Origin of the sequence: Streptomyces atratus (assembly GCF_040655115.1) — a bacterium.
Classification (GTDB): Bacteria; Actinomycetota; Actinomycetes; order Streptomycetales; family Streptomycetaceae; genus Streptomyces; species Streptomyces atratus_D.
The window spans coordinates 225087-249935 of record NZ_JBFAJH010000005.1 but is presented as its reverse complement, the minus strand read 5'-3'; the positions used below and the strand labels follow the sequence as shown (position 1 = coordinate 249935).

Sequence of the window (24849 nt, the reverse complement as noted above, 5' to 3'; positions counted from 1 at the left end):
CCGCCGCGAAATTGCGTCATTCGTCGGAAGGGGCGAGCGCTCATCCGCACGTAGTGTGCGCCCCATGAGTGAGAGTCCCCTCGCCGGGCTGAGCCGCTTGACCATTCAACTGCCGCATCGGAGAGTCGAGTTGGCGGCGCCGACCGATATCCCCGTGTCCGACCTGCTGCCGGCGCTGCTCGGCTTCGCCGGCACTGCGGCCGAGGAGACCACCGTCGAAGGACAGGGCTGGGTGCTCCAGCGCCTGGGCGAGGCTCCGCTGGACGCGGAGGGCACGCTGTCCACCCTGGAGGTGCGCGACGGCGAGACCCTCTACCTGCGGTCGGCCGCCGACGCCATGCCCGAGGCCCACTTCGACGACATCGTCGACGGGGTCGCCACCGTGATGGGACGCCTCGGCGGGGACTGGACCGAGTCCAGCAGCCGTACCTTCGTCCGGGTCGTCGCCGCCACCCTCCTCACCGCCGTGGCCCTGGTCCTGGCCATGCCCGGACTGCCGCCCGTCGACCGGGGCCTGACCGCCGCGCTGTGCGGCGTACTCCTCCTGGCGGGCGCGGGCACCGCGAGCCGGGCCGTCGGCGACGCGTTCACCGCGGTCATGCTGGGCTGTGCCGCCGTCCCCTTCCTGACCCTGGCCGGCTGGCTGCTGCCCGGCGGACCGCCCGGCGCGGAACTGCTCGGCCCCCGGCTCTTCTCCGGCGGGGCCGCCGCTGCCGGCGGCGCCGTCCTCGCCCTGTCCGTGGTGGGCGCCTCCGCGGCCGTCTTCCTCTCCGTCGGAGTGGTCGCAGCCTTCGCCACCGCCGCCGGCGGGCTGATCACCGCCACCGGATTCCCGGCCCCCCACGTCGCCGCGGTGACCGCCGTCGGGGCCGTGATCCTCGGCGGGTTCGTCCCCGCGCTCGCCTTCCGGATGTCCGGCATGCAGATGCGGCCCCTGCCCACCTCGCCCGAAGAACTCCAGCAGTCCATCGAACCGTACCCGAGCGAGGACGTGGCCCGGCGCGCGGCGACGGCGAACGCCTGGCTCACCGCCCTGTACGCCGCGACCGGCCTCGTCTGTGCCGTCTGCGTCACCGTCCTCGCCGAGCACTTCGGCCTCGCCCAGGCCGTCACCGCGGCCACCCTGACGGTGCTGCTGCTCCTGCACGGCCGCAAGCTCGGCAGCGTCTGGCAGCGGGTGTCGATCCTCGCCCCCGGCGTCTGGGGTGTCGCCGTCCTCGCCATGGCCTCGGCCGGGGCCCTCGGCGACGGCGGCAGGCTCGGCCTGGTGGCGGTCCTGGTGGCCCTCGCCATCGTCCTCACCATCGCCATCTGGACCGTACCGGGACGACGGCTGGTGCCGTACTGGGGGCGCGCGGCGGAACTCCTGCACTCCCTGGTGGCGCTCGCCCTGCTGCCCCTCGCTCTGTGGGTCCTGGGTGTGTACGGCCTGGCACGCGAGCTGACCGGCTGACACCCGCCCCGCCCGCCTCCCGGCCGGCACCGCCTCCCCGCCCCGGCATACATCCCGAACACCGACGAGCAGGCCGGAGGGCCCCGTGCAGTCAAGGCGCGACCAGGTACAGGCCCATCTCTTCCAGATGGGCCGGCTCACCTCCGGAATGCTCCGTGCCAACCCGGACCACCTGGAAACCCCGGGCGGGCGCACCAACCGCGGCATGACCTTCGGGCTGGCGATCGGCGTGGCCGCGGTTCTCGTCTCGGCCCTCTGGGGCCTCTTCTCCCCGGGCGGCTCGACCAGCTGGCGGGCGGAGGGCACCCTGGTGCTGGAGAAGGACACCGGGAACCGGTACGTGTACGACCAGGGCCGCCTGCGCCCCGTCCTCAACTACGCCTCCGCGCGCCTCCTGCTCGGCGGCGACATGAAGTCCGCGACGGTCAGCAGCAAGGCCACGAAGGACGCCCCGCACGGCCCGCCCGTGGGCATCCCCAGTGCCCCCGACTACCTCCCCGGCCGCGCCGCCCTGCTGTCCTCCCCCTGGCAGGTGTGCGCGGCCACCACCCGGCAGACCTCCGGGGAGGTGGTGGTACGCACGCGGCTCGCCCTCGGTGCCGCCGAGGGCGAGCGGCCGCTGGGCCCTGGCGAGGGGCTCCTCGTCGAGGGACCCGACGGGCGCCGCTCGGTGCTCTTGGGAGGGGAACGTCACCTATTGGAGGAGGCCACAGGCGCGGCCACCTCGCTCGGTTACGGATCGGCCGTGGCCCACCCTGTCTCCGCGGCCTTCCTCGTCGCGCTCCCCGCCGCCGCCGATCTTGCCGCGCCCGCCGTACCGGGCCGCGGGGAATCCGGACCCGCGCTCGACGGGCACCCGACCCGCATCGGCCAGGTCTTCAAGGTGGAAGTCCCGGGTGCCACCAGCCAGTTCCACCTGCTGCTGCGCGAGGGGCTGACTCCGCTGACCGAGACGGAGACCGCCCTCGTCCTCGGCGATCCGGAGACCCGCAAAGTCGCGTACAAGGGACAGACCCCGGTCGCGCGTACGGTCGGGGCGGAGGCCGCCCGCGGCCACCTGGCGCCCGCGACGGGCCGCCCGGCCGGCGCCGACCTGCCGGCCTCGCCGCCCCGCCTGGTCCCGATCCCCGCCGGCACCGAGCCCTGCGCCATGGTCCGGCCGAGCGACGGCAAGGGCATGGGGGTCAGCGTCGCCTTCGCCCCCGCGGCCGTCGCCGAGGACCATGTGGCGCAGCCGCCGGCCGACAGGGTGGCCCCGGCTTGCCTGCCCGTGGACCGGGTGGAGGTGCCGCCGGGCAAGGGCGCCCTGATCCAGGCTCTCAGCAGCGCGGGCACCCGGATGGGCGACACCGTCTTCCTCGTCACCGACTCGGGCGTACGCTACCCGGTCGCCGCGGGCGGGGCCTTGGAGGCGCTCGGCTACACGGCCGCCGACGTACGCGGTCTGCCCTCGGCCCTGCTCATGACCCTGCCGACGGGCGCGACCCTGGACCCCGCGGCGGCCGCCAAGGCTCCCGCCGCGGACTCGGGCGCCCCGCGCAGAAGCTGCCCGGGCGCCGCCGACACCCCGGAGTCGACGCCGGGGAGCCGGCCCACGCAGGCCGGCAACGTGGCGGCCGGGTCGGGAAGTTGACGTAGATCCGGGTTTGCGGCTGCAGGTACGTCACGCGACGGATTCGCCCGGGGGGCGAGTGGAAGCAGACTCGAACCCCAGGACCAACACACCACGGAAAGGGTGATCCCGATGCCCGATGACATTCCCGGCGGAGCATACAAAACCGTAGTCGAGGCGAACCTCAAGGTCTCCGAGCTGATGCAGAACGCCCACGACGACATCACCCGGATCCGGGGCATCGTCCAGTCCTCGGCCAACGACCTGGTCGGCCCCAACGGATACGGCGGCGCCGACGGCAAGGCGTACCAGGACCTGCTGGCGTCATGGGACGCAGACGTGATGAAGGTGGAGCGGGGCCTGGAAAGCGTCAAGGAGACCATGATCAGGAACTCCGGCCGCCAGGGCGACCTCCAGGACACGACCACCAGCCAGATCACCCGCATGCAGAACGCCATCGCCGGCCTCAAGGGCTGATCGGTCCGGCCCTGCCCGGCGGTCCCGGAACCATCCTGACGGCCCGCCGCCGCTCCGCGCCCCATCCGGCAGCAGACGAAGACGAAGGAGGACCTCGTGCCCGAGGCCAGTTATGATCACGGATCCATCAGCATTCACTACGCCACGACCGATGGCGTGACCGCCCAGCTCATCAACGCGAGCGAGGCGATCGACACCGTCCTGAACAACCTCCAGCAGGCCATCGCCCAGTGGGCCGACAGCTGCGTCGGTATGGACAAGGGCGCCTTCAACGAGAAGTTCGTCGAGTGGCACGGCTACGTCGACCACGCGGCGCAGGCCGTCGCCAGCAGCGGCAAGCTGCTCAGCGACATCGCGGAGGGCTACGGCGTCCTCGACCGTGGCCTGGCCCAGGACTGGGGCAACCTCCAGGTCTACTGACCACCCTCCGGACCCAGGGAGCATCCCGGTGCCCACCCAGGCGCAGCTCACCCAGCTCGACACCCCGGCGATCAACGCCTTCATCAACGGGCCGCTCACCGAGTTCCTTGCCGTGATCGAAGAGCTCGGCAAGGACTCGGGCACCGCCCTCTCGCCCCGCAACATCGCCCGGGGCTACACCAACCCGGACACCTTCTCGCTCACGAAGCCGCTGGCGATAGGGCTGATGTCGGGCGGGGACACGGTGCACGGATCGACCCTCAACAGCACCACGCTCAAGTTCACACAGAGCATCGACACGATGCTCCAGAACATGACGAACCTGTCGCAGGAGATCAAGGACACCCTCCTCAAGATGGTGGAGGAGTTCCTCAAGAAGCAGGGGGGGACTCTCGACGACATCAAGGCCCAGGAGTTCCTCAACACGATCAAGTCGGCCGGCAGCCCGGCGAACGACCCGACCAAACCGCCGAACGACCCGACCAAGACCGGCGCCTGAGCGACCGGACCAAGACCGGCGCCTTCAGCGACCGGACCGCACCAGAAGGAAGAGCGGAGGGTATCCATGCCTGCCGACCTGTGGGCCTCGGCGGTCCAGCTGCTGACGGGCTATCCGATGCCCGACCGCTCGACCCTTTTCGAGGATCTCGCCGGTACCGACGAGAAGACCCCGTTGATGAACGTGAAGGTCGAAACGCTCGGCGATTTCGCCGTAGTGGACAAACTGTCGACCGTCGGCCCCAACGTGGAGGGCCACTCGTACGTACTCGCCTACTACACGGGCCCAATAGGCCCACGCGGCTACGCCGAACTCAAGAAGATCTCGATCGACTTCCTGTGGAACCCGTCCGAGCGCCCGTCTCCGCCGGGCACCCCGCTCGACAACTACATCTTGGGCCCGTTGAACATGCTCAACGGGATCGTGAACAACCCCTTCTCCACGCAGGGCCGTTCCTACGGCGGTCTCGTGATCGAACCGCAGAACGCCGTAAACCTGCGGTCGTTCTCCGATGTCGCCGGCGCCTACGACCGCACCTTCCAGTACTTCAATGACGAGGAGGCCGTCCTCAAGCAGTGGGCCGACTCCCTCGGGCACAAGGACGCGGACATGAAGGGAACGGCCGCCGACGCGTTCGCCGCCCTGATCAGGCGGATGGAGGAGAACTACAAGGGTTACAAGGAACAGCTCCTCCCGCCCGGTTTCTCGGCCAAGAACTACGCCCTGCTGCCGGTGAACGGGCGGGGCGCCTCCCTCACCAAGCAGGGCGATTCCCTCATCGGTGCGGCGAACGCGGTCCACCAGTCGGCTTACGACCTGGTCATGGCCTGGTACCAGTGGGCCGCGAACCCGGTGTCCAACCCGATGCTGGCGTTGTCGAACCTGATCTACGACGTCGCCCTCTGGATCCAGGCGAACAACATCAGCCAAGTGTTGCTTGACCAGAGCGGCAATGACGGCTACGACGTGCTCGCCGGCCCCTCCTTCCAGCAGAACCACCCCACTTGGGGGGATCTCACCCAGATCGACAGCTGGGGCAACATCGGCAAGCTGGCGATCAAGCTCTGGAACGACGCCGTCGAGTCGATGCTGCTGCCGGCGGGCAACAGGGAACTCAGCGAAGTGAACAACGCCTTCGTCGACGCCACCGCCGTCCTGACCAACCCGCTGGTGACCAGGAACACCTCGCCGATCGGCAGCGACGCCAAGGACGACAAGAACGGCGGCAAGGACGGCAAGGGCGGCGACGGCTCCGACCAGAGCTGGGAAGACATCCTGCGGAAGCTGGGCCTCGGCGGGGACGACGGCAAGGGCGGCAACAACGAGACGAAGATCCCGCCGCCCCCCAAGCTCAACGACCTGAACGACAAGGGCGGCAACGGGGCCGACGGAACCGGGGGGAAGGACGGTACGGGCGGGGAGGACGGCGGGATTCCCGACCCGAAGGAGTTCCTCAAGAACGCGCCCCCTCCCGATCTCAACAACCCCGGCGGTAACGGCTCCGGCGGCGGGCTGAACAACGGCTCCGGCCTGAACGTGCCGGGCGGGGTTCCCGGCGGTATACCGGGCATCACCGGTTCAGGAGGTCCCGGCGGCAGCGGCAACCCGAACACGACCACCCGGGTGCCCGCCCCGAACGTCAACCTCGCGGGCCCGCCTGGATCGGGTCTCCCCGGCTCTGGCCTTCCCGGCAGCGAGCTCCCCGGCGGCACAAACCCCGACGGCAGCCCCGTCATTCCCGGTCTGCCGAACTCCACGCTCCTCGGATCCAAGCCGCCCACCCTCCAGAACCGGGATGGCTCCGGTACGCCGGTCGCCTTCCCCGACGGCAGTACCCGGACCGTCCTGCCCGACGGCAGTGTCCTCACCACCAGCCCGGACGGTACGAAGGTCACCCGCAGCCCCGACGGCACCATCCTGACGGAGAAGCCCGACGGTACGAAGGTCACCGCCAAGCCCGACGGGACCACCACGACAGTCAAACCCGACGGCACCAAGCGCGTGCTGCACCCGGGCGGGGTCGTCACCCTGACCGATCCCGACGGCAACACCTCGTACCTGGGCCCGGACGGCAAACCGCTGGGGGAGCGCCCCGACCTCCCCCTGACCACCCCGCAGCTCCCCGGCCTCAACAGCCCCGGTTTCGACCTCCCCGGGGTGTCCGGAGCGGGCGGCGGAGTACCGGGAGGAAGTGGCGGTACGTACGGTGGCGGCGGCGGGAACTCGCTCCTCGCAAACCCGCCCAGCTACGAGGAAGCCGGCTACGACCTGTCCACCGACTTCCCCGACTACGGTGTGGACGCCCTCGGCAGCGACCCCAACGCCCTCGGCGGCGTGCCGGGCGGCAACCCCGCGACCGGGGCCCCGCCCCTGATGCCCCCCGGCATGGGAGCCGGCGGTATGGGCGGCGCGGGCGGCGCACTGGGCGGTGGTGACCGGGTCCGCGAGTTCGTCGGCGACCCCGCGGGCTCCCCCAACCGCATGGCTCAGGGCCCGGGCGCCCAGGGCACCGGCGGCACGCCCCCGTACATGCCCCCGCCCGGCGGCCAGCAGGGCGGCCAGCAGACCCAGAGCTCCGACCGCGAGCGGGCCAACTGGCTGGCTGAGGAAGAGGACGTCTGGGGCACGGAGGACGAAGGCAACCCTGCCGTCCTCGGCCGGGAGGAGCCCGGTACCACCGGAGCGAAGAACAACGCCTTCATGACAGGAGAGGCCCGATGAGCTCGCCGCAGCACTCGCTCGAGGAGCGCCTGGCCATGGCGATCGCAGACCTGGACGCCTCGGAGCGGGCGGCCGCCCAGGCCCAGGAGCAGGTCCGCGGCATGAGGGTCTCGGCGACCTCCAAGGACCGCTGCGTCGAGGTGACCGTCGCGGGTACCGGCGAGATGGCCTCCATCCGCTTCCTGGAGAGCCGCTACCGGAGCATGGCCGCCGCGCAGCTGGCGGCCTCCGTCATGGAGGCCTTCGACAAGGCCCGGTCCCTCGCCTCCCGGGACGTGACCGAGGCGGTCAAGCCGCTCACCGACAGCGTGAACGCCCTCAGCTCCATGCCCGGCATGCCCGAACTGCCCGGCATCCCCGGAACCCAGGCCGACTGGGGCGCCCTGATCGGGCAGTTCCTCGGCCCGGCGGCGCCCCCCGAGCCCGAGGGGGCGGCCGGCGGCCCCGGCGGCCGGCGCCGGCAGCGGGGCCGTGCCCTCTACGACGAGGTGGACGGCGACCCGCACGACTGAGCGGTCGGCCCGCCGGCGTGCCAGACCCGTAATCGATTGCGTCAACTGACGTAAGCGCCCGCAGATTTCGGGGCGCAGAGTACCCCTTACCACCGCGCCATCGCACGACACCTGGAGTAGGCATGCCCTCGAGTTTCGTAGCGTCTGCCAATGACGTCCTCGACGCGTCCAAGGTGTTGCACGATTTCACGACGTACGTGGACAACGTGGTGCAGAGGTACAACGACGGTGTGAACGACACCATCACCTGGTACGGGACGGGCGACGACGAGTTCGCGAAGAAGGCGGGCCCGATCTACTTGCAAACCGTCAAGACCACGCGTCAGACGCTGGAGGCCATCGCGGAGGCCCTGACGGAGCTCGCGAACGGCACGACGAAGAACGCCAACGAATACCTCAACCGCCAGAACGACGTCCTCTCCTCGATCAAGAAGGGGAATGACGGCCGGTCGGGACCCCGCGGATGAGCCCCGCCATTGACCCCGGACTCGGCGGCTGGCCCGAATGGGCCAGGGTTCTGGTCAAGATCCTGACGGGCGACGATCCTCCGAGCGCGCTGCCGCAGAAGGCCCTCGATGCCGGGCAGGTCCATGAGCGGCTCGCGCGGGACATCGACTCGATGATGGAGATGGCCAGGAACGTCAGCCTGAAGATCGCCGACGGCATGCCCGAGGAGGCCCGCAAGCAGTTCGAGGGGGTCGTCAACAGCTTCACCTCCGGCCGGGGGAAGTCGCGCCTGGACGACTTCATGGGGCAACTGCACGGTGTGCGCCTCGACCTGGAGGACAAGTCACGGCAGATCTACGAGATGTACTGGCAGGTCTTGGCCGCCCTGATCCAGATGCTGGCGCTGCTGGCCTGGGTGGCGTTCCTGGCCGCGTTCGGCTTCGGTGGCCTGGCGGGCCTCCAGACCCAGATCTTGAACCAGGCCCGGGTGGCCGTGCTGGCCGGCATCCTCCAGCTCCTCCAGCGCGTCAAGGTGCTGCCGGGCGTCTTCGAGGCGTTCGAGGAGGCGCTGCTCTCGTTCGCAGTCCAGCTCGCGAACAAGGTCTTCGGCAACAAGGCCTTCAGGCGGGAGTCCCTCGACTGGGGGTCGATCGGCAAGGACGGCCTCTTCGGGCTCTTCGCGGGCGCCTTCGGCGAGATACTCGGCGGCGCGTTCCACAAGGGCAAGGATCTCCTGTCCAAGCTGGGCAAGAACCCGAAGGACTTCGGCGGCATCAAGAACCCGACGAACTTCGACCGCGTGATCAAGGAGGGCTACGAAAACGCCAACGACTTCGTGTCCGAGGGCTTTGGTGAGAGCCTCGGCGCGGCGGCGATGGGCGTGTTCTTCGAAGGCTACGGGTTCACCTGGTCGACGTTCCTGGGGGCCGGCAGCAGCGGCGTCGTCGAGCGCAACCTGGAGCATGGCGCGGCGGGCGGGGCGAGCTGGCTCAGGAACAAGTTCCTGAAGCCGCCGCCGACCCCCGACGGGGTGAACTCCAGCTCCGACAACTGGCCGCCCCGAAGCGCGAACCCGGACTCGGACCCCGGTTCGCCCCGGAGCGTGGACACGAACAACGGCAACGACACGAACGGCCGCACGGGGCCCCGTACGGACACCAACACGAGCGGCGGGTCCCGCCGTCCGCCCCTCACGACATCGAGCGTCGGCGACCCGAACGGAACCGGCGGGGGAAACCCCAGCCGCAACGGAAACGGCACCGCGAACCCGAACGGGAACGGCAGCTGGAACGGCAGCGGGAACCCGAACGGGAACGGCAGCTGGAACAGCAGCGGATCCGGCCGCCAGCCGGTCGTGGCCACCGACACGCAGGACCTCCCCGACCTCTCCACCTACCAGCCCGGCGGCGACACCCCTTCGTCCGGGCCGTCGATGCCCATCCCGGACGTCGTCCGGAGCGACGCGGGCCAGGACACCTGGCAGGTCCCGAACCGGCCCGGGGGGTTCGTCGCAGACCCGGCGGGTGGACAGGAAGGCCGTCCACTCCCGGTGACCGGCCCGGGAAGCACGGGAGTCCCGCCCGGTACGGGACCCGTTGGCGGTGACGTCACCCCCGACGGGCAGCGCCCCGGACAGCAGCCCGTGCGGTTCCAGGTCCCTACCGTCGAGGGGGACACGGTCCAGGAGTTCGGCACCGACCCCGCTCCCGGAACCAACCCGGCGAACCCGTCGGACCCGGTGTCGGTCCCGGGCGGCCAGGACACCACCAGCACCTTCGACACCAGCACCTTCGACACCGGCACCTTCGACACCGGCACCTTCGACACCGGCACCTTCGACACCAGCACCATCGACACCAGTACCACCGACTTCACTGACACCAGGACCTTCGCCGGATTGGGCTCCCCGGACCAGGAGGTGCCTGGCCAGAGCGAACTTACGGTTAGTCAGCAAGATGCGCTGATCACGCAGGGCGTCGTCCCGCGTGCCACCGCCCCCGGCCAGGACAGCCTCGTCCTCGCGCTCGAGGCATCCGCCCCCGATCTCGTCACCGGAACGCCGGCTGAGATCCGCGCCCACCTGGCGGACGCCCTCGTCGCCGATCTGGGCGCAGACCCCGGGACCGGCTCGCGCCCGCTGTGGGAGGCCGTCGACAGCCAGGCGCAGGCAGCCGTCGCCGCAGACCGTACGGCGGACCGGCTGCGGCTCGGAGACCCGCTGACGCGGTCGGAGATCTACAAGGAAGAGCTCCGGGCCGTGCACAACACCTGGGGCGACGACAACCGGCGCTCGCTCGCGCACGCGATGCGCACGTACACGTCCGCGTCCGACGCCACGGACGATGTCCTTCCCCTGGTGGCCGGAGAGGTCTACGGGCTGACCATCAACGTCGTGCAGCCGAACGGCAGCATGATGCTCGTAGGCTCGCCGGACGGTCGCCCTGTGACGGTCGCCCGCCTGCCGAGGGCCCGCCGCACCAAAAAGCAGGGACGCGACCGCGACCGGTGGCTGGCGGCGGCCAGGCCCGAGGAGTCACCCGAGGCAGCCCGGCTTTCGGCAGAAGCCTTCCAGCGCCATTGGGAGCAACTCCCCACGGACACGGTCGGGTTCGCACGCGCTGCCACCGCGGCGCGGTCGCTGCTCGCCGAGCACGGCCGGGTCGTCGGCCCGTTCACTGCCACTCCGTTCTCCGACCTCGACGGCGATGACCGGGCGGCCCGCCGCCTCGCGGTCATCCTGCACGGCGACAGCGACCTCTACAAGGACCCGGCCCGTCGCGACGAGGCCCTGGCCTGGGCCCTGCACCTGCTCGGCGACCCCGCTCCGGCCCGTCCGGTCACGGAGTCCTCCGTGGAACCCGAAGCAGTGCCCGTCGCCGTGTCCACGACAGAGACGGACCCGGACACCTTCGTCAACGACCGGGACGACGACCGCGACGGCACTCGGGTGTCGGAGCGCTCCTTCCAGATTCGCTGGGACAAAATCAAAGCGGACACGGCCGAGTTGGCGCGGGCCGCCGCGGCGGCGCGGTCGCTGCTCGTCGAGCACGGCCGGGTCACCGACCCGCTCACTGCCACTCCGTTCTCCGAGCTCGACAACGACGCCCGCGCTGCCCGCCGCCTCACGGAGCTTCTCTACAGCGACGCCGGGCTCCGCACCGACCCCGCCCGCCGTGCCGAGGCCCGCGCCTGGGCGGTGCAACTGCTCGAAGACCCGCTGTTCCCGCACACGGCGACGCACCCCGCACCGGCCCGTCCGGTGATGGAGCCGGGCACCGTTCCCGACGACGACTCCGACACCTCCTCCTTCATCTCCTCCGTCTCCTCCGTCTCCTCGGACGAGGGCTGGGATCGGCTTCCGGACGACGAGAACTCGGACCTCGCCTACGCGGACTCCGACGCCGTGGACCTCGCGGAATCCCTTCCGCTCCTGCCTCAGCCGGACCCCGCCGAGCAGGTCGCTCAGAACGAGCCCGGTACGCCGCCCCCGCCGGCGTACGAGGAGGCCGGCGCATCGCCCGCGCAGCAGCAGCCGGAGCCGGAGCCGCCCTCCTACACGGCGGACCGTGCCGGCTCAGTGGAGCAGCAGTCGGAGCTGCCCTCCTACAGGGCGGACCCGGCCGGCTCACCGGCCCTGGTCTCGTTCGTCTCCAAACACCTGCGGGCGAACCGGCAGCGCACGGCCCGGCTCCTCGCGTACCAATGGTTCGACGTCAAGGCCGTGGACCGGCTGCGGCGGGAGTTGGGGTTGCGCAAGGCCGACGACCTCCTCGAACTCGCGGATACCATCGGACGGGTCCCGGAGGACCTGCCGAGGATCGCCGTCGAGATGGGACTGACGCCGGTCCGCCTCTACAAGATGGCCCGCGACCTCGGTGCGGATCCCCGCCACATCTCCGTCGTTCTCGGGCCGACCCTGCGCGAGGGCGGAGACCGGGCGGCGCGTGATCTGGCGCGTTCGGCGGGCTGGACGCTGGGGGCCCGCGACAGGCACCCCGAGGCAGGGGCCCACCCGCAGGGCAAGGGCTGGCTCCTGGCGGTCGCCGCCCACTACCGGGTGAGCTGGGAGGGACTGACGTACCCCGGCCAGGGTCTGGCCCACTATCTGGCCAGACGGGCCTCGCAAGCTCCTGTCCTGACTCGGCCCGACCACATCAACATCGCCGAGCTGGTGGAGGAGTGGGGCTGGGATCTGGGGTTCGGACCGCGGGGCGGGAGCCCCGGTACCGCCGCGTGGGAGCTCGACACCAAGACCCCGCCCCCCGGGGAGGAACCGGCTCCGTCGGTGCGGGAGCAGGCGGAGCAGGCAGCCGAGGCCTCCCGGCAGGCCGGGACTGTGGTGGACGGCCTGCTCACGGACAAGGGCGCCACGGTCACCCCGCAGCAGCGCGCCACGCTCACCGAGACCGCAGCAGCGCACCTCTTCCTCGATCCCTCAGACACCGAGGGAGCCCGGACGGCCGCCGCGCGACTCCTCGACGAGGCGAACGACGCCGCCGAGACCACCGCACGCCGCGCCGACCTGCCGTTCGACCCGGCGGCGTTCGACCGGCTCTGGGCGAGCGCCCGGCGGGAGGCCGTCGGGGAGGCCATGGAGTCGGCGCTGGCCGACGCGCGCGCCCTGGTGGGCCCGCTGCGCAGGCTCCCCGCGACGATCGACCGCGACACCGATTCGTACGAGCGCCTCAAGCCCGAGGACCAGGTCGTACGCCGCGTCGCGCATCACCTCTACACCTGGCCCGGTGACACCGAGGGTGCCCGAGCCCTCGCGCAGCGCCTGATGGGGGACCTCCCGCCGGAGCGGCCGGGCCTGTTCGCCGGAGCCAAGTCCTCCGCCAAGAAGAAGGCGAAGAAGAGGGCCACTGCGGCCGAGCCGGGGGGCCAGGAACCCGGAACCTCCACCGGGCCCGGCACGGCCACTGCGGCCACCCCGGCCGCCGCCGGCTCCGCAGCCGCCCCGAACTCCGAGGCAGGGGGGCTGTTCAACGGCATTCGACTGTCCCCCGAGAATGCGCACGAACTCATCCGCGACGCCTACGACCAATGGCGCGCGTGGAACCCCGGCAACGATCGCTCCACCCCTGAGTCGCGCGCGGAGTTCGTCGCCGAAGCGGTGCCGTCGTTGCTCGGCTACGCCGATGAACTGTCCCGGAGCCATCCCGAGTTCGTCCTCGACGGGGGCGTCGTCGCGTTCCTGCTCTCCCACCAGCTGCATCCCGACAGCCCCTACAACCTGGGCCCGGCCACGCTGACCGGGCTCGCCCGGGAGCGGGGGGTCATGGACGCCGCCGGCCGCTCCGCGGACCTCGCGAAGGCCGTCGACGATCATCCCTGGCTCATCGCGCTGCTCGCTGCCCATCCGGATCTGCTGGACACGCTCGGAAACCCGGATCTGCAAGGCGAGGTCGGGCCATTGCTGCGCGACGGCGCCGCCGTGGAACGGATCCTGGGCGACGGGTACATGCTGCGCGAGCTGGAGACTGACCGGAATCTGCGCCACATCGTCCTGCGCAACCACCGGGTGGTCATGGGGCTGGACGGCAACCTCGAGCTGGTGAGGCTCGTCATGGGGCACGACCAGCTGTCCCTGACGAACCACCTCGTGGCCGACGTACCGCACTTCGCGGCCCTGCTCATCGACCTCGATGCCCAAGGTACGGACGGAAAGGCCGAGTTGTTGCGGGTGCTCGGCGCCATCAAGGACAGCCTGGACCTCCAGTACGAGATGTTCGACCACCTGGAGGCCTTCGCCGACTCGAACGAGATCCACCGGCTCCTCACCGACAGGCCCCTGCTGTCCGCGATGCGAACCCACCCGGCACAGATCAAGACCGTGCTGGGCGTCCCCGGCATGCTGGCAGCGGCGCACCTCGACCCCGGAACGCTGTCCGTACTCGACAGCGACCCCTTCCTCTCGGACGTACTCCTGGACGTGCCGGAACTGGGCAAGGAGCTGGCCGCCGACCCCGGGCTGCTGCGGGCCGCCTACGCCAACCCCCAACTGGCCGCGACGCTCTCGGATCAGCCGAATGCCCTCGCCAAGGCCCTGACCTCGAAAGACCGCGGAGCCCTGGAGCGGGCGCTCGCCTCGGCCGCCCCGAAGCCCACCGAAGAGGAGTCCACGTCCCGGCCGGACGCCGATCAAGGGACCGAGCCCGCTTTCCATCGGGTCCTGCGCACCGCGCTCACCGGGCACCAGAACCTCGTCGGGAGCTTGATCGCAGAACCGGAACTGACGAGGATCCTGACGCAGAGCCCTGATCTGCTCTCCGCACCCCACGAGTACCGGCGCCTGCTGCACCCGACACACGGTGCGGACGCCCGCTCCCTGCTCCTGAACCACGAGGACGCACTGCTCGTCCCCGGCGTGCTCCGGGCGATGCTCCGCCACCCGTCGGTCCAGGGAATCAGCCCCGCGCTGACCGACGAACTCCTCGTGCTCGCGGAGAGGTTGCGGGGCCGCCCCGAGCTGGCGGAGACGTACCACCGGAGCGGGGCATGGATGCTCCGGGCCATGGTGAGCGCCAACTCCTACGCCGTCGCGACCGCGACGGAGGGGTTCGTGGCGGCTGCCGGCCGTGACGGCCTGCTGCTCTCGGTGTTCAACGAGAACCAGGACCTCATGCGCTTGCTGCACGAGGTGCCGGACGCCCTGGCCGCGCTGACGGCGGGCGAAACGGCGCTCCTGGAACTGGCGGCGCGATTCCCGCTCGTCGTGAACGCGCTGCTGGGCACCCCGGCCGCCACCCGGGCGGGAGGTCGGCACGGTCGCGTACTGAAGGCGCTCGCGGCCGCCGCCGCGCAGACGCCCGAGACGGCACACACCCCGGGCGCCACCACCACGCGCACGGCGGGACACTGGTCGCGCTTCCTGCTCGGTGACGAACTGCTCGACGCCCTCGCCACGGAGCAGGCCGCGCCGCTGCTGCCGCTCCTCGCCACCGACGCGGAGATCTTCAACGCCGTGGTGGAGGGGCCGGCCGTCACCCAGATCATCCGGCAACACCCCCAGCGCCTCACCGAACTCGTCGACGACCGCGTCGCCCTGCTGAGCGAGGTCAAGGCCGCCGGTGTACGGACCATGACCGAGACCGGCCTCGACATCTCGGTGCACGACGCCGCCCGGTTGCGCACCCTGGCCCTGTCCCACGAGGCCGCCCGGAACGTGCTGCGCGGCGCCCAGGACGAGACCGGCCTGCGCGTGCTCGACTCCCTGCACGACGCGTACCAGGAGATCCCCGGACTGCGGGATGCCGTCGCAACCGACGAAGGCCTCCTCCACCTGCTGTACGCGAACAAGGAACTGCTCCCCACCCTCCGCCACCGGCCGGACCTCCTCCCCGTCCTCACCGACCCCTCGAAGCACGCGCAGCGCGCGCTCCACCTCAACACGGAGCTGACCGCGGCGCTGCGCACCAACGGCCCGCTCCATCACGCCTTCGTCCAGGACTCCTTCCTGGTCGAGGAACTGGCACGGGACTGGGACTCGGGGAATCAGATCGCCCGCAACCGGAATCTCTTCCGGTTCGTGCGGATTCCGCACCTGCAGGGGGCCTTCGGCTACAAGTCCCCGGCCGAGCGCTTCATCGAGGTCAGCGAGGCCATGACCGACGCGCTGCTGCGCGACGGCCTCCGGCTCCTCCCGTCGCTGCGGGACAACGACCCCTTCTTCGAGGAACTGCTCGACCTCTACGGGGACGGTGCCCCGGAGCGGGTCCACCGCGTCGACGCGGTCGTGCGCGCCGTGACGTCCGATGCCGACAGCCCGCTCCTGGCAGCCGTCGCGGGCACCCCGGGCCTTGCCCGGATTCTCTACGACGCGCCGATCCTGGCGTCCGCGCTCACGGCGCACCCCAACGCCTTCCTCCATGCCGACGAGGTGCGCGGCCTTCTGTCCGACGCCGACCTGGTGGCCGGCCTGGAGCAGGCGCACACCGTGACCGAGCAGATCCTGGCCTCCCGCGACCTTCTGACCGCGGTTGCCGACGAGCCGCGGCTGCCCGAGGCCATGCTCAAGGTCCCCGGATTCGCCGACCTGCTCGCCCACCACCCCGACCTGCACCCCCTCGGCGCCATGGGCCTGGCGACCGACGTCCTCGCCGACCCGAACCTGGTGCCCGCCTTGCACGGCCTCCAAGGCCTGGCCGAGGCCCTGATCGCCGTACCGGCCCTCTCCGGCCAGTTGCGCAAGCCCGGGGTCCTCTCCCTGGTCCGTGCCCACCGCGTCCTGGTACGCGACGCTCATCGGCAGACCCGGCTGTGGCGGGCCCTGGACCACCTGCCGGCGCTCGTCACGGCGGTGAACGCCGATCCCGCGCTCCTGGCCAAGGCGGCCCGCCGGGCGAACCTGCTCGACAGCATGGCCGAAGCCTCCCCGGAGCTGACTGGCGAGGATCTGCGCGACCTCTTCGCCGACGAGGCGTTCACCACCCTGCTGAACACCCAGCCCGCGCTCGCCAAGGCCCTCCTCGGCGACCCCGAACTGCTGCGGTACGGCCTCGGGCAGCCGCACTTCGAGGCCGCCGTCCTCGCCCTCGGCACCGGCAAGAAGGGAAAGCTCGGCAAGACCGCGAGGGCCGGCTCCGGCGCGCTCCGGCGCGCCGTGGACGAGTACGGTGCGAAGCACCCCGCTTCCGCGACCACATCGGAACCCGGACCGGACGCCGATCCCGTACCGGTACCCGCCCCGGCACATGTGGCCGCCCCCGAACCGGCACCCACCCCCGTGCCGTCGCCCACGCAGGCGCGGCCCGGGACGGGCGAGACACCGGCGCAGGCCGCACAGCTGGCGGCCCTCGCCGAGGCCGCCCCGCCCGTCGCCGCACTCCTGGCCCAGGACCAGGCCCTGACCGACTGGCTCGTGGACCGTCCCGCGATCCTGACCCGACTGCCCGGCCAGCCGGAACTGGCCGCCCTGCTGCTCCTGCGGCCCGACCTCGTCGAGCTGCTGGAGGAGCAGCCCGAGGACGCGTCCACCCTCACCTTCGCCCACTACGCCGCGAGGGAACCCCTCACCGGGGACCTGGACCAGGACGTGGACGGGTACCTCGGCTCCATCGACGTGGCCCTCGCGGACGACAACCGCGCGCTCGTACGCGACGCCGTCCGGCCGGCTTGGCGCCGGGGCGACGACGAGCGCCGTGCGGCGGTGGAGGAGCGGGTCGAGCGGGTGCGCGCGCGCTTCACCGCACTGGACCCGGTCACCCCGGCGACCTGGGAGTACACCGGCCGCGTGCGGTACGCGAACCGGATGCACGAGGGCCTGCTCAGCGGACACGAGGGGCTCCTGTCCAGGCTGGCCTCGGGAGCGAAGAATCCGGAAGAGGGCTCCGCGTACCTCAACGGCGCCCTGCACGCCCACCTCGGCTCGGGCTGGGGCGGCATCTCCTACACGTACGTCGCGAATCCCGAGGACGGCACGGTGGACCTGCTGGTCTACGCGCGGGCCACGCGCCGGGCCCGTTCGGGAAACGGCTACGTGTGGGAGAACAGCGGCGCCCGGCCCAAGGACGGCCCGCTCCCGATCGAATACGCCGAGGAGGCCCCCGAGCTGATCCGCTCCCGCGAGCTGGTCGAGCGGCTGCGGACCCGGGCCGGCATCGACACGCTGGTCGACGCCTTCCGCGCCAGGCAGGGCAGGGCGGGACTCCGGACCTCGCCGGCTCCGCACTCGGAAAGGGTCAGCCGGGGCCCCTGGGCGCCCGAGCCCGGCCCGTCCGCCCTGCGTCGCGACGCCGCCTGGGCCGCGCGCCGGGACGACGCCCCGGTGGTGCACCTCAGCACGGAGCGGTTCGACCCGTCGCGCACCATGGCCGAGGGGCACACCACTCTGATCCGGTCGCAGATCCGGCGGATCCAGGTGACCCCGGAGGCGTGGGTCCGCGACGTGACGCTGGAACTCCCCGTCATCGGCCTGCGCACCGCCGACCGGGAGGTCTTCGAGCAGCGGCTCCAGGGCATCCTGGACCAGGCGCTGAACGACCGCGGGCACAGGTTCAAGGACTCCGGCGACCGGCTGTACGTGCGCGTCGAGCTGAAGCGGGGCGACACGCACGACGAGGCGATCACCGTCACCTCGACCCCGAAGGGGGAGCTCCTGCCGGACGCGGACCAACTGCACCTCGACCTCGGGGAGACCGACGAGATCCTGCTCCACGAACTGCTGCACTACCTCGGTGAGTCCGACCGCTACGCCTCCGAGAACGCGGTGTTCCGCTCCTCCGCCGACTCGACGGCGGTGAAGGAGCACGGGGTCATGGCGGACCCCGAGGGCGGGCTCGTCGTCACGGAGGACTCGCTCGCCGCCATCGAGGCCGCGCACGCCTCCGGGCCCGTGCTCCGGGACCACCCGCTGCCGCGGCCCGAGCGGACCACGGCCACCGGCCCGGACGAGTCTCACAGCGTCATGTTCGCCGAAGGCGTCCGGATCAGCGGCGCACAGACCGATGCGCTGCGCCCGCTGGCGCGGCGGCTCGCCGGGTACGCGCACGAGCACCGCGCGGTGCCCGGGGCCGTGCCGGACATCCGGATCGTGGGGTACGGCAACGGGCAGCTGCTCGCACTCTCCTCGGCCGCCGCCCGGCAGAAGGGGGAGCGGCGCGCCGAGGCCGCGGGTACGGAGCTGCTCCGTCTGGTGTCGGAGGAGCTCGGCGCGCTGGGCGCGGAGCCGGGGTTGGCGGACCGGTTCAGGTTCACCACGACCGGGTCGGCCACCTCGCACCGGGCGAGCGCCCTGCTCGAGCCGGAGCTGCGTACGAGCGGCCGCAGCGCGGTCATCACGGTCGACTACCCGGCGACGCCGGAATCCGTCACCGCCGAGCCGGAGCCCCGCCCCGAACCGCAGCCGCAGCAGGAGCCGGAGTCCCGGAGAGAGTCGCAGTCCCCGGGCGAGCCGGAGTCCGGCGCGGTCCCGGAGCCCGGCAGCGTGGCCGATACCCCGGTTGTCCAGGAGGGCCCGGAGCACACCCTCGAGGCGGCCGACCCGAGCCCGCAGGGTCTGTTCCGGGCCCTGGAAACCCGGGACGCCCTGGAGCCGGGGATGCGCGACGCCGACGGACGGCCCGACCTGGCGGCGCTGGGCCGTTGGGTCGCCGCCGCCATGACCGAGGCCGACCTGCCGCCCGGGCCCGTCGACCTCAGTGGCCCGGCCATCGCCCTGAGCCAGCTCGACGGCGCCGGGATCACCCTGACCCCGAAGCAGCGCACCCAGGCGGTCCTCACCGGCAAGCTCGGCCCGGCCTCGCTGGAGGGGATCCAGCGGACCCGCTACGCCGTGGCCATGGCATCCGAGTGGCCGGAGCCGGTGTCCCGGGCCGCGTTCAACACGGTCTCCCGCATCCAGGGCATCCCCCTGGCGGACCTCAACCGCCACTCGGCCCCGCCGGAGCCCGCTCCCGCGCCCCTGCCCGACCCCGTGCCCGAGCCCGGGTCGCGACCCGTCGGGCCCGCCCGCGTCCCCGTCGACGCCGACCCGCTCGGGGTGGTGGGGCCGCTGTCCCACGAGGGGGATGCCCCGCACGAGGAGTTCGGGGAGGCGGCGACGGAGCACGCCCCGGTCGACCGGGTCGCCGAACAGGACGCCGTTGACACCCTGTTGCTCTTCGCGCCGCCCAGCCACCTCACCGACCCGGACTTCCGGCTCGGCAGCGGCAGCGAGGGGTACGAGATCGTCGACGACACGCTGCTCGCCTCCGTGCGTGACGCGGTACTCGGCCTGCTGCCGCAATCCCTGCGCGCGCAGGCCGGCCCCGCCCTTGACCAGCGCCTGAGCGGCCTGAACGCCGGAAACGACCTGCGCGCCGCGATCAGTGACGCGCTCACCCTCCCCATCGGCAGCGGTGACACCGCGTTCACCCTGATCCTCCGGGCCCGTCCGGCCGGCTGGACGCAGTTGACCAACCCGCGCGGCGAAGTCCTCGTAGGAAGAGGGGTGTTCGACACGGCCACGCGCGAACTGCGCGAGGATGACGGCGAGCGGCAGGCCCGGGTCCACGGGATGACCGACCGTCGCGCCACCCAGTTCGCCGGCCGCACCCGGACCGGAGCGACCGAACAGGACGCCTCCCTGTCCGGCGCCCTCGGCCTGACCGGGGGGCTGCGCGGCTTCGGTGCCCTGCTGCGCGGCCCGTGGTCGGCGGCGAACAGGGCGGAGACCACCTACGTCGGCTCCACCGTCCTCGACCACCAAGGCGTCAAGCACTCCTCCTACCGGGCCGTGACCTTCCTGTCCGGCCTCGGCCTGGACACGGTGGTCCTGCTCCCGGGCGGCGGCCGGGGCCAGTGGCACGCCTTCAAGGAGAACGCCCTCTTCATCAACGTCGCCCGCGAGGCCACCCGTACCCTGCCCCGGGACGAGGACGGCCCCGACTACGCCACCTCGGAGTACTGGAACGAGCGGACCGCCACCCGCGAGGCCGACGCCGAACTGCTGCGCGCCGCACTCGACACCGCCTCCCAGCTGCGGAGCGCGAACACGGCCGCCGGGCAGCTCGCCTGGCAGTCCTGGGAACCGGCCGACACCCCGGTCCCGGCTTCCCCGGTCCCGGCTTCCCCGGTCCCGGCCACCCCGGTCCCCGGTACGCCGACCCTGGCGGGCGACGTGCGCCTGGGCAGCCGCGCCCACTTCGAGGTGCTTCAGGGCGCCGCCGCCTTCCGGTCCGCCGTGTTCCGGCTCGTCGGGGCCGAGTTCGCCGAGGTGGGTCACCCCAGCCACGCCGTCCTCATGGACTTCGCCTCCTTCGACACCCTGATCGCCGGCATGCACGACGCCACCGACGGGTTCTTCCGCTCACCGGAGTACTTCTCCGCCGACGGGACCCGACACGGGGTGATCAGCGTCAGGGCCCGCCATGTCAACCCGACGGTGGTGCGCGACGACGACTTCAGCCGTACCGAGTTCGAACGGGCCCACATCACGACCGCCGGACGGCAGCTCACCAAGACCGACCGTCTGCAGCTCGGCGGCTCCGTCAACTTCACGGCGGGCACCTCCCAGGTGCGGCTGACCGCCAACGCCGGGCTGACCGGCACCCGTACCGTCCGCACGAGCACGCCCGGGGAATCCGTCACCGGGATCGACACGTCCAAGCTGATGCTCCACGAACGCTCCACGGTGGTCCGGTTCGACACCGAACTGACCCTCACCGACGATCAGGGCGGCACCCAGACCGTCCCGCTCACGTCGTACGTACGGATGCTCGCCGCGGAGGTACCGGACGGCTGGCGCACGGAACCCGCAGAGGAGGTGGACTCGCACGGCGCGGAGCAGCGCGCCCGTACCGCCCCCGAGCGCCGGCTGACGATTCCGGACAGGTTCCGCGCATACCTGCCTGGAGCGGTATGGATCGGCGACCTCGACCCGGAGGGCCCCCGGCAGATCCTGCTGCGGACCCTGGCGCTGGTCCGGTCCGAGTTCCCCGGCTTCCTGCCGCCCGAAGGGACCGGCGGGCCGGGCCCGCGCGCGGACGCGGACACCCTGCGGCTCCACGGCAACCTCGCCAAGCTGACAGCTGCCCTGGGCGGCCAGCAACTGCGCGGCAGGCTCGCCGCCATGCTGAACGTCGGCGAGTCGGTCGTCCTGACCGGGCTGGACGACGAGCACCAGATCCAGGTCACCGCGCGCGCCACGTACGACCAGGCGAGCGCGGCCAAGGTACGCACCCTCTCCGGCGACATGGAGATCCTGAGCGCCTACGGACACGACCTGACGACGACCTCCACCCGCGGGAGCGCGCTCAGCGCCGCGGCCGACCTGTCCCTGAACATCGCCGCAGCCCAGATCGGGCCGCTCGACGGAGTGGTGCCCCGGGGCAACGCCTCCCGGGGCCTGACCCGCACGCAGATCACCCAGAGCGGTGTCATGGCGCGCGCCGGCACGGGAGTGCTCGCGGAATGGATGACCGAGTTCGTCACCCGGTTCACCGTCCAGGTCAGCGTGGAGCAGCGGCTGCCGCTGCCCACGCCGACGCCCGCCACCATCGGGGGAGACACGCCGGCCCAGGAGGCCGAGGAGATCGAACTCCAGGACCGATCCGCCCCGTCCCGGCAGGGATCGAGCGAGAGCATGCCCGGCGCCTACCCGGACGACCGGGACGTCAAGGGCCCGCTCCCCGGCAGCGGGGATGTGGACGGGGACGGGGACGGTTACGAACCGAGTGAAGTCGGTGAGCCGGCGGGCCCCCACGACGCGGACGCGGGACTCCCGCGCCCCGTCACCGCCGGCGCCCCGCCCCGCGAACTGCGGACGGTGCCGGTCACCTTCACCGGTACCTTCGTCCTGCCCGACGAACTCCTCGACGAGACGCCGACCGACGGCCATGAGCCCGTGTCGTCGACGTCCCTGCGTTCCGAGGAGGGACCCGACGGCCTGCCCGCCCGCGTCCCCACCGGACACGCCGACAGCGGCCTGGTGGGGACCCCCGATCCCACCGGGCACCTGCCCCTGGACACCCTGACGTACCTGCACACGGGGCCGGCGCTCACCGCGATCGAGTCCGGTCTCGCGAGCGTCGGCGTCAGCGGGCTCCACGCGATCGACCACGCGGCCCTGCGAGGGATCCTGCACACCCTCGGCCAGCGGCTGCCGGACTTCACCCAGGGATCCCAGACACTGTTCCAGCGCGAGGTCGGCACCCATTGGTCGGGCGCCCGGCAGATGGCGGCTGTCACCCTGCATGCCGAGGTGGTGGGGCTGAGCTCCATCGGCCCCACCACGTCCCTCGGCTATTCCCTGTACGGGCACAGCGCGCGCAGCGTCGTCACCCGGAACAGGAGCAACGTCCTCTCCGGCGTGGGCACGGGCGTGGAACTGCCGCTGGGCGTCGCCCCCGACCAGACCCTGCGCGTCCGCGGCGGCTACCAGTACACCGACGACGCCCCCGAGACCTCCGTCGAGGGCCTGATCGGCCGTACGGATCTCATCGACGCCTCCCTCGGCGCCCAGGTGTGGAGCGACGCCCGGGTGAGACTGCGGCTCGGCTTCTCCGCATGGAACGAGAGCGGTCTGCCCGAGCTGGTGGGCGGCGCGCTCGGCCTCAGCCGCTTCGGTGAGCGGGCCTCGACCGGCGAAGTGACCGTCGACGGCCTGATGCTGTTCAGCGCCGCGGAGGCCGTGGCACTGGAGCTCCTTCCGGAAGACCACCCCATGGCGGCCCTGCCCGAGGCCCCCGGCGACTCCGACGGTTCCGTCGGCACCATTGGCTCGGCCGAACCATTGGTGGCGCCCGTCGAAGAGGACGGTGCGCTCGGGATCTCGCTGGTCCGGGACGTCCCCGACCTGCGGGCGTTCCTCACGGACCGGGTGATGCCCTGGATGAGGGCCAACCTCGGGCGCGAGCACGCCGCGGCCGTGGAGCGGGAGTTCTTCAAGCTGGCCTCCCGCACCGGCGTCCGCTCGTCCGTCGAGGCCCTGCTGGACGGGCTCACCCTGCACGTCCCCGACCGCGACCTGGGCACCACCTCCGTTGCCGAGATCGTGTTCAAGGCGAACCTCCACCGTGCCGTGCCGCTGGGCAGCACGAGCGAGCTGCGCCTGTGGGACCGGGCCGGGAACGCGACCCGGCTGCTCCAGACCGCGACCGATGTCGTCTCCTCCCACAGCGCGCAGGGCACGCTCTCCCTGGCCAGCGCCTCCTTCGCGCCATGGGACGTCAACCAGGACGCGACAACCACCCTCCAGGGAAGCGGCACCCGTACCAGCGGCTTCCGGCAGTCGGTGTCGACCGAGCACACCGTGCTGAACGCGCTGCGCGGCGTGGGCGTGCTCGGGCTGAGCGGGCACACGGTCAGCATGTCGGTCGACATCCGGGTCCACCGCGCCCTGACGGCGGGGGTGCCGGTCCTGGGCTCGCTGCCCGGGATGGTCCTCCCGGCGCTCGCCCCCTCCGTCGGCCGAGTCCTGACCCATCGCGTCGGCCCGACCGACCTCTCCGGGCAGCTGCAGCTCGCGTTCCCGAAGGAGATCGGCGTACCGTCCGGCACCGGTGCGCGCCGACCCCGTCCCGCGCCCCGGATCACCCAGGTCACCGAAGCCCCGGCGCGTACCGGGCTGCCGCTCACTCCGCTGCTGCTCAGGGACACCATGGTCTCCTCGGTCTCCGGGCTCGGGACGCTGCGGGAGGCGGCCCACGGACTGCTGCGTGACCTCTCCCCGGCGGCCCACTCCTGGCATGGCATGCCCATTTCCGCCACCGAGACCCTGGAAGCGGTCTTCGGCCCGGCGTCCATGCCGGCGCGCTTCCTGTCGATGACGCAGCGGGGCCTGGAGGTCGGGCTGACGATCCCGGGCGTCGTCGGCGACACGTCCGGGGCGCTCACCGTCTCCGCGGACGTCCAGAGCGTCCATGCCGTGAAGCCCGGCGACATCACCATCTCGGGTGCGACGAGCCGGACGTTCACCCGGTCGGGAAAGAAGGCGTGGAGCAACCAGTACCACGGGCTCTCGGTCCGGGGAGACCTCGCTTTCCGTCTCAACCAGCGGGTGACCGACCAGGACACGACCGGCCCGACCGGGAACGTGCATGAGGGGGTCACCGGCACCGGCACCCTCCAGACGACCTGGCTCGCGGAGACCGGCGGCGACCGCAACACCGCGGACACCGGCGAGAAGCGCAGCAAGCGCACGTACCGGCTGCTGCGGACCGGCGACGTGGTGTGGACGCTCACCTGGCGGCCCGAGAACGGGGCGCCAGGCACCGTGCAGGTCGTGGTC

Annotated in this window: 9 protein-coding genes (1 of these 9 cut by a window edge); all 9 read left to right on the top strand. The window is 71.9% G+C overall.

Annotated elements, in window-relative coordinates; all coding sequences use genetic code 11:
• The first annotated feature begins 64 nt into the window (after positions 1-64).
• On the top strand, positions 65-1453 hold the full coding sequence (eccD, locus tag AB0I23_RS09325; protein ID WP_359108354.1) for a type VII secretion integral membrane protein EccD: 1389 nt from the start codon (positions 65-67) through the stop codon (positions 1451-1453).
• An 85-nt stretch (positions 1454-1538) separates the two neighbouring features.
• Entirely contained in the window at positions 1539-3086 is a 1548-nt protein-coding gene (gene eccB, locus AB0I23_RS09320; RefSeq protein WP_359108352.1) for a type VII secretion protein EccB, read from the top strand.
• Positions 3087-3197: 111 nt separating this feature from the next.
• The gene (locus AB0I23_RS09315; RefSeq protein WP_359108350.1) at positions 3198-3542 is read left to right on the top strand and encodes a WXG100 family type VII secretion target; all 345 of its coding nucleotides are present in this window, start codon (positions 3198-3200) and stop codon (positions 3540-3542) included.
• A gap of 96 nt (positions 3543-3638) precedes the next feature.
• Positions 3639-3962 carry a WXG100 family type VII secretion target gene (locus AB0I23_RS09310; RefSeq protein WP_359108348.1) on the top strand — a complete coding sequence of 108 codons (324 nt, stop codon included), beginning with the start codon at positions 3639-3641 and terminating at the stop codon, positions 3960-3962.
• 28 nt (positions 3963-3990) lie between these two features.
• A complete protein-coding gene (locus tag AB0I23_RS09305) occupies positions 3991-4461 on the top strand; it encodes a type VII secretion system-associated protein (RefSeq protein WP_359108346.1) in 471 nt (156 codons plus the stop codon).
• A 66-nt stretch (positions 4462-4527) separates the two neighbouring features.
• Positions 4528-7182, top strand: a complete 2655-nt coding sequence (locus tag AB0I23_RS09300; protein ID WP_359108344.1) for an AAWKG family protein — start codon at positions 4528-4530, stop codon at positions 7180-7182.
• Positions 7179-7694: a YbaB/EbfC family nucleoid-associated protein gene (locus AB0I23_RS09295; RefSeq protein ID WP_359108343.1), complete on the top strand. Its 516-nt coding sequence runs from the start codon at positions 7179-7181 to the stop codon at positions 7692-7694. The genes AB0I23_RS09300 and AB0I23_RS09295 overlap by 4 nt, the downstream gene beginning before the upstream one ends.
• Positions 7695-7816: 122 nt before the next feature.
• Positions 7817-8161: a hypothetical protein gene (locus tag AB0I23_RS09290; protein ID WP_359108341.1), complete on the top strand. Its 345-nt coding sequence runs from the start codon at positions 7817-7819 to the stop codon at positions 8159-8161.
• On the top strand, positions 8158-24849 hold the beginning of the coding sequence (locus tag AB0I23_RS09285) for a hypothetical protein (RefSeq protein ID WP_359108339.1). Its footprint extends 35484 nt past the window's final position; the window shows 16692 of its 52176 coding nt (coding positions 1-16692); the start codon lies at positions 8158-8160; the stop codon falls past the right edge of the window. Before AB0I23_RS09290 ends, AB0I23_RS09285 begins: the two co-directional genes overlap by 4 nt.